9 protein-coding genes and 1 other RNA gene are annotated in these 12369 nt (G+C 44.5%); 7 read left to right on the forward strand and 3 right to left on the reverse strand.

What is annotated here, in order from left to right; translation table 11 throughout:
- Nucleotides 1–318: 318 nt before the first annotated feature.
- On the reverse strand, nucleotides 319–1314 hold the full coding sequence (locus AAFP11_RS15815) for a DUF4349 domain-containing protein (protein ID WP_341737939.1): 996 nt from the start codon (nucleotides 1312–1314) through the stop codon (nucleotides 319–321).
- 154 nt (nucleotides 1315–1468) lie between these two features.
- Here AAFP11_RS15815 and AAFP11_RS15820 point away from each other — a divergent pair, with 154 nt between their 5' ends.
- From AAFP11_RS15820 to AAFP11_RS15830, 3 genes are all read left to right on the forward strand, one after another.
- Nucleotides 1469–3937 carry an ATP-dependent helicase gene (locus AAFP11_RS15820; protein WP_341737940.1) on the forward strand — a complete coding sequence of 823 codons (2469 nt, stop codon included), beginning with the start codon at nucleotides 1469–1471 and terminating at the stop codon, nucleotides 3935–3937.
- Between the two features lie 159 nt (nucleotides 3938–4096).
- Nucleotides 4097–4843: a dienelactone hydrolase family protein gene (locus AAFP11_RS15825; protein WP_341737941.1), complete on the forward strand. Its 747-nt coding sequence runs from the start codon at nucleotides 4097–4099 to the stop codon at nucleotides 4841–4843.
- Nucleotides 4844–4952: 109 nt separating this feature from the next.
- Entirely contained in the window at nucleotides 4953–5852 is a 900-nt protein-coding gene (locus AAFP11_RS15830; protein ID WP_341737942.1) for a S1 RNA-binding domain-containing protein, read from the forward strand.
- 250 nt (nucleotides 5853–6102) lie between these two features.
- Here the strand turns inward: AAFP11_RS15830 and AAFP11_RS15835 are convergent, their stop codons facing one another.
- Both AAFP11_RS15835 and purD read right to left on the reverse strand, forming a co-directional pair.
- Nucleotides 6103–8268 carry an ATP-binding protein gene (locus AAFP11_RS15835; protein ID WP_341737943.1) on the reverse strand — a complete coding sequence of 722 codons (2166 nt, stop codon included), beginning with the start codon at nucleotides 8266–8268 and terminating at the stop codon, nucleotides 6103–6105.
- A gap of 166 nt (nucleotides 8269–8434) precedes the next feature.
- Nucleotides 8435–9718, reverse strand: coding sequence for a phosphoribosylamine--glycine ligase (purD, locus tag AAFP11_RS15840; protein WP_341737944.1), 1284 nt, complete (start codon nucleotides 9716–9718; stop codon nucleotides 8435–8437).
- Between the two features lie 22 nt (nucleotides 9719–9740).
- Between purD and AAFP11_RS15845 the strand changes: the two genes are divergently transcribed.
- The 4 genes from AAFP11_RS15845 to AAFP11_RS15860 all read left to right on the forward strand — a co-directional run bounded on the left by AAFP11_RS15845 (nucleotide 9741) and on the right by AAFP11_RS15860 (nucleotide 12303).
- Nucleotides 9741–9935: a hypothetical protein gene (locus tag AAFP11_RS15845; RefSeq protein ID WP_341737945.1), complete on the forward strand. Its 195-nt coding sequence runs from the start codon at nucleotides 9741–9743 to the stop codon at nucleotides 9933–9935.
- 178 nt (nucleotides 9936–10113) lie between these two features.
- Nucleotides 10114–11286: a 5-(carboxyamino)imidazole ribonucleotide synthase gene (locus AAFP11_RS15850; RefSeq protein ID WP_341737946.1), complete on the forward strand. Its 1173-nt coding sequence runs from the start codon at nucleotides 10114–10116 to the stop codon at nucleotides 11284–11286.
- A 51-nt stretch (nucleotides 11287–11337) separates the two neighbouring features.
- Nucleotides 11338–11524, forward strand: a non-coding RNA gene (gene ssrS / locus AAFP11_RS15855) — 6S RNA.
- A gap of 191 nt (nucleotides 11525–11715) precedes the next feature.
- Nucleotides 11716–12303, forward strand: coding sequence for a TetR/AcrR family transcriptional regulator (locus AAFP11_RS15860; protein WP_341737947.1), 588 nt, complete (start codon nucleotides 11716–11718; stop codon nucleotides 12301–12303).
- Nucleotides 12304–12369: the final 66 nt, after the last annotated feature.

The following is a 12369-nucleotide window of genomic DNA, read 5'->3' on the forward strand; positions in this document are numbered from 1 at the left end:
TTAACTGGTTCCCCGGCTCTGCCTGGGAACCGAGATCCAGAGGCTCTGCCTCGAAAAGCTGCCGATCGAAATTGGAGGCAGAGCCTCCGAATCTGCATTACCAGGCAGAGCCTGGTAACGAGTAGATTAGTTAAAAATGCGTGTTCTTAAAATTTAACTGGTTCCCCGGCTCTGCCTGGGAACCGAGATCCAGAGGCTCTGCCTCGAAAAGCTGCCGATCGAAATTGGAGGCAGAGCCTCCGAATCTGCATTACCAGGCAGAGCCTGGTAACGAGTAGAACAGGCATCTTGCCTGTTCTTAAAATTAATAACCAATGACTAATCAAGGGATTTCTGTTCCTCTATTTTGGGGACAGACTGTGGTTTCTTAAACTTCTTAAAACCATAAACCGCAGCCCCAATCACCAAAAAATAAGGAGTGTAAGCCAACAACCAAATACCTAAATCAAACAAACCAAAAGTTAATTCTCCTACAGAATGAGTGGCTTTCCCCCAAGTTTCCTGAATCCGCAAACCAAGAGAAGGTTCTGGAACTTGTTGAGAAGATACTGCTGCTTCTAAAGTGAGACTAATAATAGAATAAGCCACTTGATTTCGCAAACTCTTTAACTGAGCATCAATTCGTTCGATAGACTCCCGAATATGGGTCAATTCTTGAGCAGCTTTGAGTACATCACCCACAGAACCAGAACGGTCCATAATTTTTAATACCACTTCCTCCGATTTACGCAGATTCCGCAGTCTAGCTTCATTGTCCACCAACTGAGCAGTCACATCCTCCGCAGTCAGAGCGCGATTCTGTACGGTTCCGAGTTTTGCTAAACTATCTAAAGTAGTTTCCAATCGTTCTTGAGGCACGCGAATCTGTAAAGTTGCCATTTGTCGGATACTAGAATCGGGTGGCTTTTCGCTTTGGAAACCCAAGATATCACCTTGCTGTTTTTCGACAATGTTAGTCACAGATTTAGTGCTAGCATCAATAGATTTGACAACTAGACCAAGTTCGGCTTTTTTAATCAGTTGGGGACGAGTGGTGGGAGTTTCTGCTTTGACATCTTTGGCATCTTTTGGTGCAGCAGCCATTTTTGATGCTGCCGGTTCTGCTGTGGTTGCTGGGGGTGCCGGAGAAGCTTGTGGAGCGCCAGCAGCCACTTGGTTTTCCTGGCTGGTGGGTTGAGTACCACAACTAGGCAAAGCAATGGTAGAGGATAAAGTTAAAAATGCGACTAGGGCAAAGCGAGTTGTGCTTTTGTTTAATCCGTTCCGACTTTGCTTTACTGGTGGCTGGGAATTGGTTTTAAGGTAAATTTGCATGGGTAGTTTGTCCTCTAAAAACCTTTGGGTATTAAATGTTATGGTGGTTTTAGCTTAAGCGGGAATCAATAGTCTCAGGATAGCTGATACAGAAATTGAAACGGTAGAGCGTTAAAAATATTTTTATCGACTAAAATCTCCTATCTAAAATCCCATGACTGACGAATTCGAGCCTAATTTTACTTCCTCAATTACTGGTATCAAGAGCCCCGAAAGCCTGTTTACTTCACAATCAGGATCGGAGTTAGCATCCATTTTGCGAGAACAAGCTTGTCAGAAGATTCGCGACAGCTTGCGTGACGCCCAGAAAGACATGGCAAATTGGCAAGGTGGCCCCCTTGCGGTTTCGGCGGTGCCTGGGGCTGGGAAGTCTACGGGAATGGCTGCTGCGTCAGCAATTGCGATCGCCCGCCATCAACTTCACAGCCGCCGTCAGTTAGTAGTAGTGACTTTTACGCGATCGGCTGCTGCTAATATTAAATTTAAAATCCGCGACAGATTGAAAGAATTGTCCTTACCCCAAGGCGGTTTTGTTGTCAACACTTTACACGGTTTGGCATTAAATATTGCGAGGCGCCATCCTGATTTATCGGGTTTAAATTTAGAAAATTCAACTTTAGTTAACACCACTCAAAGTCACCGCTTAATTCGCGCCTGTGTAGAAAGTTGGATAGCGGAACATCCCCGCAGATATCAAAGTTTGTTAGAAGGACAGCAATTTGATGGTGAAGAAACGGAGAGAATGCGACGACAGTCTGTTTTACGAACAGAGATTTTGCCACAGTTAGCTACCACTGTAATTCACGAAGCCAAATCTTCAGGTTTATTTCCTGAAGATTTATTAGAAATGGGAGCTATGTCTGCGGGAGACAGTTATGAAATTTTAGCTGTAGCAGGAGGTTTATATCAGAAATATCAGGCTGTGTTGAAGAGTCGGGATTTTATCGATTACGACGAAATGATTTTAGCAGCCTTGCGAGTGTTAGAGAATCCGAGAGCAAGGGCGATCGAGCAAAAACAAGTATTTGCCGTTTTTGAAGACGAAGCCCAAGATTCTACACCTTTACAGACTAAGCTTTTAAAAACATTAGCTCAAGATCCAGAACATCCAGAATTACCGGAAAATTTTATCAGAGTTGGCGACCCAAATCAAGCGATAAATTCTACTTTCACACCCGCAGACCCGATTTATTTTAACGACTTTTGTGATGAATGCGAACGTCAAAATAAGTTAGCCAAAATGTATGTAGCTGGTCGCAGTAGTCAGGTGATTATAGATGCAGCCAACTTTATTTTGAAATGGGTAAATGAGTCCGAATTAGCGGGAACAGAACCGCCATTTCGCGAGCAAGATATTCAAGCTGTTGGCAGCGATGACCAGCAAATAAATGCCAACCCCGAACCCCTTGGTCGCGGCTTAGAATTGTACACTCCTCGCGATATCTACCAGAGCATCGAATTAATTGGCAAGCGAGTTATTCAGTTGGTAGAGGAATTTTTGCCAACAGATTTTCAATGGAAAAGTACCGAAAAAGATATCCCAGAATCTGGGGAGATGAGAGACGAAGAGAATCAGCAAACATTGCCCTTAGAACATCTCAAGTCGATGGCTGTTTTAGTGAGAGAAAACAAACAAGGAAAGTTAATCAAAGAGGTGCTAGAAAATCCTCATAAATATGGATTAAGCGTAGATTTAAAAAAATATGGGATTAAGATAGAAGATGTGGGAGAACGCGATCGACATTCTCAAGTACCTTGGGAAATCTTAACATTACTGCAATTTCTCGATCGCCCCCACTCACCAGACTACCTAAAAGCAGCACTCAAGATTTTGAGCGATCGGCAACTGATCCCCAAACAAGACTACAATGCCTTTACCACAAGCCCAGAGCAATTTCTGTACCCAGGCCCCCTCGACCCAAAGCAATCAGACCCAGTTAAGAAATGTCGCTACTTTTGCTGCGGTTTATTACAAGCCCGCTTAGAACTTCCACCATATCAAATCATCTCATTTCTAGCCCTAGCCCTGCAATACGACCAAACAGAATTAGCCACAGCAGACAAATTAGCTGAACGAGTCGCAATCCAAACTATTGGCAACAATTCAATGAGCAATATGTTGGGTGTGCTCAGTGAAATTGTCACTTCCGAAAGATTTGAACCAGTGGAAGCAGAAGAGAAAATAGAAGAACGCTATACCAGCAAATGTCAACTAACAATCATTACCATGCACAAAGCAAAAGGATTAGATTGGGATTGCGTTTTCATCCCATTTCTACACGACCAAATTATACCCGGAAGTTTGCGAGTCTTACCACAAGCTAAATTTTTAGGAGATTTTACCTTAGCAGAAGTAGCCAGAGCACAAATCCGAGCTAGCTTACACAAAAAAGAGGCTTTTCCAACTCTCACTCAAGCCTGGGAACAAGCTGGATATTTGAAAACAGCAGAAGAGTTTAGATTGCTCTATGTAGCCATGACAAGAGCCAAAAGCTTGCTGTGGATGGCAGCCGAAAAAAAAGGCCCTTTCACTTGGAACAAACCCGATAATTTGCAAGAACTCAAGCCTTGTCCAGTCATGCCAGTTTTGAAACAAAAATTTCCTGATAACGTGATGTCGTAAAATTAACCAACCACCAAGACACGCAGAGTCCCAAAACAAAAAAATCTTCAGCCCAAAATCTTGGTATAATAGGAAAAATAATATTCATACAAAACTTCTCTTTTCTTCCTTCGTGTTCTTCGCGCCTTCGCGGTTCAATAACAAAAATCTCCTTCACAAATGACCAACTCAGAAATTCATACAGCTAACGTCAAAATCCCCAACGGCGATTTGCAAATCGCCGCCTACCTAGCCCAACCAGCAGCAGCAGGACAATTTCCCGCAGTTATCGTCATTCAAGAAATCTTTGGTGTCAACTCGCACATCCGCGAAGTTACCGAAAGAATAGCAAAAGAGGGCTATGTGGCGATCGCCCCAGCCATTTACCAACGCCTCGCCCCCGGCTTTGAAACAGGCTACACCCCCGAAGACATCAAAATCGGGAGAAAATACAAAGAACAAACTACCGCATCCGAACTCCTGAGCGACATCCAAGCCACCATCGACTACCTCAAAACCTTGCCATTTGTCAACCAACCAGACTTTGGCTGCATCGGCTTCTGCTTTGGCGGACACGTAGCCTACCTCGCCGCCACCTTACCGGAAATCAAGGCTACAGCCTCATTCTACGGTGCTGGCATCGCCACCCAAACCCCCGGTGGTGGCCCCCCCACCATCCATCGCACAGCAGAGATTAAAGGCACTCTCTACGGCTTTTACGGCATTCAAGACACCAGCATTCCTTCAGAACAAGTCGATCGAATTGCCACAGAATTGGAAAAACATCATATTTCTCACCGAATTTTCCGCTACAATGCCGATCACGGTTTCTTCTGCAACCACCGCGGCAGTTATGACGCTACCGCAGCAGCCGAATCGTGGGAGCAAGTCAAGCATCTATTTCAACAGGAACTTCAACCTGTTTAGAGATGAGGAGAATGGGAGATGTGGAGACGGGGAAAATTTTCTACCAACAACTGACAACTGACAACTGACAACTGACAACTGACAACTGATAACTGACAACTAAACTTACATGAATTCCAAATCTACAGGTTCTCAAAGCGCAAAAGCATCCTTTTCAATGGACGATTTTGCAAAAGCCCTTGAACAGCACAACTACGAGTTTCAGAAGGGACAAGTTGTGCGTGGCAAAGTCTTGGAGCACGACTCAAATGGTGCGTATGTTGATATCGGTGGCAAGTCTTCGGCGTTTTTACCCATCCAAGAAGCTGCTTTGAGAACCATCGCGAATTTGTCGGAAGTCGTGCCTTTGCAAGAGGAACTGGATTTTTTAATTATCCGCGAACAAGATGCAGATGGCCAAGTTACTTTGTCTCTGCGACAGCTACAAATTCAGGAAGCGTGGGAAGGGCTAATCGAATTGCAGGAAAGCGGTAAAGTCCTTCAGGTGCGGGTTTCGGGCGCAAATAAGGGCGGGGTGACGGTGGATGTTCAGGGAATGCGTGGCTTTATTCCCCGATCGCACTTAATCGATCGAGATAACATAGAATCCCTCGTCGGTCAAGCTTTGACTGTCAGCTTCTTGGAAATAGACCAAGAGCGACAAAAACTGGTACTTTCCCAGCGCCTAGCAACTCAATCCTCTGCCTTCAGTCAGTTACAAATCGGTCAATTAGTAGAAGGAAAAGTCAGCAGCATTAAGCCTTTCGGCGTGTTTATAGACATGGAAGGAATTAGCGGTTTGCTGCACATCAAGCAAGTCAGCCAAAAATATATTGAAAACCTTTCCCAGGTGTTTTCCCCAGGTCAAATCTTGAAAGCAATAGTGATTGACCTCGATGAAAGCCGGGGCCGAATTTCACTTTCTACCCGGATTTTGGAAAATTATCCAGGGGAAATAGTCGAAAAGATGGCGGAGGTGATGGATACCGCAGAAGAAAGAGCCGAACGTGCTAGAAAAAGCCTTAGTTAGTAGTTAGTTGACAGTTGACTGTTGACTGTTGTTACAATAACTACATAATGCCTAGCAGTTCTAAAACAAGTGAGGTACGCTCCGATCGCATTCTGATGCCCAGGCGTACCTCATTTAACCAATAATATCGTTTCCGGTTGTATCGGAATGATTAAACCACAGAGAACACAGAGGACACAGAGAAAGAGAAGAGAGAAATCATAATTCCGATGTCAACGGATTTGATATAACTAATGACTAATGACTTCTTTCAAATAACATGACTCGAACTTATTTCACTCTCAATTTTTACATCAAGTGGCCAAGAATTTTCAATTTCTAAGGTTTTTTTCGGCTGATAAACTGCCAAATCAAACCAGAAAGTAGTACCCACATTAACTTCACTAACTAAATTAATTTTAGTGTGGTGCTTGTCAATAATGTTTCTGACAATAGAAAGACCTAAACCCGTTCCTTCTAAAGTGTGAACTCTGTTTTCTACCCTAAAAAAGCGATCGAAAATTGCCTGTTGGTCTTCGGGATCTATGCCAATCCCAGTATCAGAAATTTCGATGCGCACCGCCGGAAAATTGTGTGATTCCGATGATAGGTTGTGGTGTCCCGAAGCAGTATCATTGTGGTTTTCATTCTGAGGGTCTAGCAGGTAAGCTCGAATAGCAACCCTACCACCCGCAGAAGTAAATTTCAAAGCATTTCCCACTAAATTTGCCAATACTTGTAGCAGCAAATCGTAATGACCTAAAGCCGAGGGCAAATTCGGGTCAACATCTTGTTCCAGTTCAATACCTTTATCCTTCGCATTCAATTTATAAGTGCGTAGGGTTTGTTCGACAGCTTGAGACAAATCCACTGCGTCCAATTGATAAACTCGACAGGATTCCAGCCGCGACAAGTCTAGCACATCGTTAACTAACCGAGTTAGTCGATCGGTTTCTCGATTAGCAATTTCCAGAAACTCCCGCCGCTCACTTTCTTGAAGGTCTTCTCCGTATTCGTAGAGAGTTTCAATAAAAGACTTGATATTAAACAAAGGCGTTCTCAATTCGTGAGAAACATTGCTAATAAAATTGCTTTTAGCTTCATTTAGTTCCACTTCCCGTGTAATGTCCTGCACGGTCATTGCAATGCCTTTGAGACTGTCCCGGTATTGACCAGAACCTAGATATTTCAAAGTTTGTTCGTAGAAAGTACATTCCACAACCTCCGGGCGCTCCGGTTCATTACAGGTATTTTCATCGTCGCGGATACAGCTTTTGCAGAGAGATTCTGTGCCTGGTGCTTTGTGGAGAATTACAGTAGTTAAGACAATCCGAATGGTACGGTTTATGGGTTCCCTCATCGAGATCCGAAATTCGCCACCTTCGCGATCGCCCCCAGCTATTTGGTGAAGGGGTCTCGCCAATTCCTGCTGCACTTCCGCAGGCAAAATGTGCAGGACATTAATTCCGATCGCATTTTTGCCTTCCCATCCAAAAATCCGCCTTCCCGTCGGATTAACTAAAATCACCTGCAAATTTGCATCTAACAAAAGCGCCCCATCAGCAATCGTTGAGACCAAAGTTTCTAGCTTAGCTTTTTCCGCTGTTAATTCTTCAATATTTTGTTCTTCATAACTTTCCAGTTTCTGAGCCATCTCATTAAAACTGCCAATCAACTCGCCCAATTCTCCACCCAAAGGCAAGTCAACTCGCTGCTTAAAGTTTCCACTGGCAATGTTTTTGACTCCCAAAACTAATTGTTTAATTGGTTGAGTAATCGTCAGCGCATTAAATACAGCACCCAAAATTACCATGACCCAAATAGTCACAAATACTGCTAAAGTGACATCTCTGGTCAAATTGGAAGAGATGACAGCAGCGGGATTGGGATTAATCCCGATCGCCAAAACTCCCAAATATTTATCTTCATGAATTAGAGGAACAAAGACATCAGTAACTTCTCCATCAGGAGTCAAGTGTTGTCGCACCAAAGGTACAGAAGTTAAATTTCTCGCCTCAATGTCAGCGATAAAACTATGGGGAAGTTTAATCTGACGTCGCAGAGTCAAGGAAGTTTGCACCTCCGATTCCGAGAAAGGTATCCCCAGAAAAATATCCCCTGCTTCGTCAGCGTAGAGCATATAGCGGACGCTAGAGGTACTGCTATAAAATTGACGGGAAAAACGAGCAACCTCAGAGCGGTCGTTTTTGGCAATCAGGGGAGCCACATTAGCCGATAACAGCAGACCCAGGTCACGACCGTAGCGGGTATCATTAAGTCTGGCATCTTGTTGGATAGTATTGACGGCCCAGAATGTCAGACCGCTCATAATTAAGGAAACTACGAGGGTAGCACCGGCCATCAGACGAGTCTGGAGGGTAAACTCCGACCACCAGCGAGCAATAATTTCTCCGATTTTGTTTAGTATGGCCAACATTTTACCAGTTAAAAATTTAAAGTAGAATTAAATAAAGAGGCTTTTCCTCAGCCTTTGTACACTGAATGAGTACACTGCCGCCACTGAAAAGAACCCAGATTTATTGTGACACTTCTACTTTGAGATTGCTTGAGTTCCCGCAAGTGGCCGAGGTCGAAATTCCTAATTAATTTTTGTCGGGCAAAGCTCGACGGCCGATGTCGCGCCGACAGTAGACCCCTTCAAACTGAATACAATCTACCGCCTCGTAAGCTTTAGCAATAGCTTGTTCCAAAGTTTCTCCCACAGCAGTGACACCCAAAACCCGACCACCGTCGCTGACTAACTGCTGCTGCTTCAACTGAGTGCCGGCATGAAAGACTTCTGCACCTTTGGCTTCGGCTTCCTCAATGCCTGTAATAGTTTTGCCTTTTTGGAAATTTCCCGGATAACCCCCAGATGCCAAAACGACGCAAACCGAAGCCCCGGACTTCCAGCGAATGTCCGAAAAATCTCCTAAACGCTGCACGCAGCAGGCTAGCAGCAAGTCTTCCAGAGGGGTTTCCAGTAGAGACAACACGGCTTGGGTTTCGGGATCTCCAAAGCGGCAGTTAAATTCTAAGACTTTGGGTTCTCCTTCGGGTGTAATCATTAAACCTGCGTAGAGTACGCCGCGATAGTCGATTTTGCGTTTTTGCAAAGCTGCGAGGGTGGGTTCCAAAATTGCTGTTTGAATCCTGTCCATGAGCTCTGGGGTGACAATCGGTGCTGGTGCGTAGGCTCCCATGCCCCCGGTGTTGGCTCCCTTGTCACCTTCGCCGATGGCTTTGTGGTCTTGGGCGGGGACCAGGGGTTCTACTGTAATGCCGTCGGTGAGGGCGAGAATCGATACTTCTTGACCTGTTATATATTCTTCGACTACGACTCGGATGTTGTCGGTGCCAAATTCGCCGCGAAAAATGGTGTTGATGGCGGTGTGAGCCATTTTGACAGTGGTGGCAACGGTGACTCCTTTGCCTGATGCCAGTCCATCTGCTTTGATGACGATCGGGATTCCTTGTTCAACAACGTATGCTTTGGCTGCTTCTGGGTTGGTAAATACGGCTGCTTTTGGTGTTGGGATTCCTGCTTCGAGCATTAATTCCTTCGCCCAGGATTTGCTCGACTCAATTTGCGCCCCGGCTTTGGTGGGGCCGAAAACCATAAGTTTTTTCTGTTGGAAGTAGTCAACGATCCCTAGTGATAGGGGCAATTCGGGCCCGACGATGACAAGTCCGATGTTGTTGACCATCACAAAGCGTTCCATGCCTTGGAAGTCGTCGATGTTGAGTGACAAATTTTGGCAGCCGTTGGTGGTAGCTGTGCCGCCGTTGCCTGGTACGCAGAAGACTTGTTTAATCCGCGTTGATTCGAGCAGTTTTTTTGCGATCGCGTGTTCGCGACCTCCGTTCCCCACAACCAAAACTTTCACAGCATCCTCACCTATAATTTTTGTGCCTGAATGGCCACTTTGCAGTGTTGGTACTTATCTATCTGCTTTTTGCAGTGCTCTCAATTATGCCATGCTTGGCGCTAGGGAATTGCTAGATGTGGCACTTTTCTCGATCGTCCGGGATTGGCTGCTGTTGGAGAATGGGTCAACCAGTGCCATAATTCAATACTTTCCTAGATTCAGGATGCTGGGGTGATTTTTTGATTCAATACTTTTACTTAAAAGGTCGATGGCGATTTAATGTTGGCTGGAGGCTGGTTTATTGAAATTGTTGTTACTTGTTATCTATTGTTGATGTACCAGTCTGTACAAAATATTTATGGCGGTACTTTTTGTTATAAAATAGTCAGGTTAACATAATTAAAATTAGTCCGATGAAATTTACTCCATCCACTGCCATTACATCTCCCAAAGTTAAGCGTGTGGGTGTTGTCGGCGGCGGTCAACTAGCTTGGATGATGGGGTCTGCTGCTAGTAAGCTGGGTATTGAATTGGTGGTGCAAACTCCCCTGGCTACTGACCCGGCAAATTCTATTGCTAGTGATACTGTTTTGGCGGCAATTGATGATGTTAATGCTACCGCTGAATTAGCCACTCGCTCTGATGTTATTACTTTTGAAAATGAGTTTGTGGATTTGGATGATTTGCGGACACTAGAAAATCAAGGTGTTTTATTTCAGCCTAGTTTGTCCTCTCTCTATCCGTTGTTGGATAAGTACGTGCAGCGCTGTTATTTACAAGATTTGGGTTTGCCAACTCCTAGGTTTTGGCAATGGGATTGTAGCCAGAATTTGCCCTTGGATTTTCCCTTGGTTATCAAAGTTCGCCGCCACGGTTATGATGGTCAAGGTACTTTTGTGGTCAAAGATTCAGCGAGTCTGGAGTCGATTTGTATTAACCTCAAAGGTGTAGCTTTGTTGGTGGAAGAGTTTGTGCCTTTCGATCGCGAATTGGCTGTAATTGCAGCTCGATCGGCTCAGGGTGAAATTGCCATTTACCCGATCGTAGAAACTCAACAGGAAAATCAGGTTTGTCGTCTGGCGATCGCACCTGCCCGGATTAGTTTGGAGATCGAAGCCCAAGCTTCTGCGATCGCCCGTACTCTCCTCAATAGTTTACAAGCTGTGGGCGTATTCGGCATTGAACTATTTTTAACCGCCGACAATCAACTATTGGTCAATGAAATTGCACCGCGCACCCACAATTCGGGACACTTTACCATAGATGCTTGCAAAACTTCACAATTTGAACAACATTTGCGTGCAGTTTGTCAACTGCCTTTAGGCAATTGCGATTTAAACTCTGCCGGTGCTGTGATGGTAAATTTACTAGGCTATGAATCGGCTGAGTCCGATTATTCAGAAAAACGAAAACAACTGGCACAAATAGAGGGTGCTTTTGTACATTGGTATGGTAAGAAAGTATCGCGTCCGGGCCGCAAACTGGGTCACGTTACTGTTTTGCTGGATGAGGAAGCGTTGGAGCATGGGCGATCGCCAGCAGAGGCGATCGCTCAAACCATTGAATCTATCTGGAATGCAAATTAGATCGATGGAAGAGTTGCCAAAATCGAGTTAGTTGGTATATATTAAATACAGGTTCTACTGCGACGTTGGTGACTGCCAATAATGTTTTTTTGATCTATAACTCTTAACTTTCGGGAATCAAGATGTTTGGACAGCAGTAAACTGGGCTTGTACCCAGAAACTTTAAGTCCGAGCCAACGGTGCCCACCTGGTAAAATACCAGGTCAAAAGCTGAGGTAAGACGGCGTTGCGGGGAGCCACATTAGACTATTGATTGAGATAGGCGCTGTGAAATATGGCTAGCCTATTTTTTTTGTTGAATTTGTTAAATTTGTTATTTGTTATCGGCTTTAAGTTAAATTTTAAATTCATTGCCGATCGCCCCTTGCCATTCACAGTTGCCTCTGCTATTCTCTAAAAAAGACCGATAAGTCGGTTAGCGCCATAAAAATGTCAAAAGCTCAAGAAACCAGAGAAAAAATTCTCAGGGAAGCCGCAGCACTGTTCAACCAGTACGGCTACTCAGGTTCATCTATGTCTGACATTATGCGCGTTACAGGCTTGCAAAAAGGAGGAATTTACAACCATTTCAAGAGTAAAGATGAGTTAGCCCTGCAAGCTTTTGACTTTGCTGCTGAATGTATGCGAAAACAATACCTCACAGCTTTGAAAGGAAAACACAATTCGGTCGATCGGCTAAAAGCTGTTATATCTTTATTTAGCACTTTTGCCGAAAATCCTCCAATTCCAGGTGGCTGTCCCCTGTTAAATACCGCAGTCGAAAGCGATGATGCTCATCCAGCTTTGCGTCAGCGGGTGCAAATAGCAATGGATGGTTGGCGCGCTTTGATTTGCAAAATTATTAACAAAGGAATTGCTAAAGGCGAGGTGCGAGAAAATGTCGAAGCTGATGCAGTCGCAACTATTGTGATTTCAACGCTGGAAGGAGCCGTGATGATGAGCAAACTTTACGGGGATGCAATTCACGTCAAAAGAGTAGTTGCTCACTTGCACGAATATCTCGACAGTCAACTTTAGAACCGGATAATTTTTTTGGTCTCAAACAGACCGTTCGGTCTTAAAAAAGCATTTTCTACTCGTTCT

The organism is Microcoleus sp. CAWBG640, from assembly GCF_020883015.1.
Taxonomy (GTDB): Bacteria; Cyanobacteriota; Cyanobacteriia; order Cyanobacteriales; family Microcoleaceae; genus Microcoleus; species Microcoleus anatoxicus.

Bases quoted from the DNA above. Each gene is read 5' to 3' on its own strand.
- AAFP11_RS15830 (WP_341737942.1), top strand. From the start codon at position 4,953: ATGAATTCCAAATCTACAGGTTCTCAAAGCGCAAAAGCATCCTTTTCA.
- AAFP11_RS15825 (WP_341737941.1), top strand. From the start codon at position 4,097: ATGACCAACTCAGAAATTCATACAGCTAACGTCAAAATCCCCAACGGC.
- AAFP11_RS15860 (WP_341737947.1), top strand. From the start codon at position 11,716: ATGTCAAAAGCTCAAGAAACCAGAGAAAAAATTCTCAGGGAAGCCGCA.
- AAFP11_RS15815 (WP_341737939.1), bottom strand. From the start codon at position 1,314: ATGCAAATTTACCTTAAAACCAATTCCCAGCCACCAGTAAAGCAAAGT.
- AAFP11_RS15850 (WP_341737946.1), top strand. From the start codon at position 10,114: ATGAAATTTACTCCATCCACTGCCATTACATCTCCCAAAGTTAAGCGT.
- AAFP11_RS15820 (WP_341737940.1), top strand. From the start codon at position 1,469: ATGACTGACGAATTCGAGCCTAATTTTACTTCCTCAATTACTGGTATC.
- AAFP11_RS15835 (WP_341737943.1), bottom strand. From the start codon at position 8,268: ATGTTGGCCATACTAAACAAAATCGGAGAAATTATTGCTCGCTGGTGG.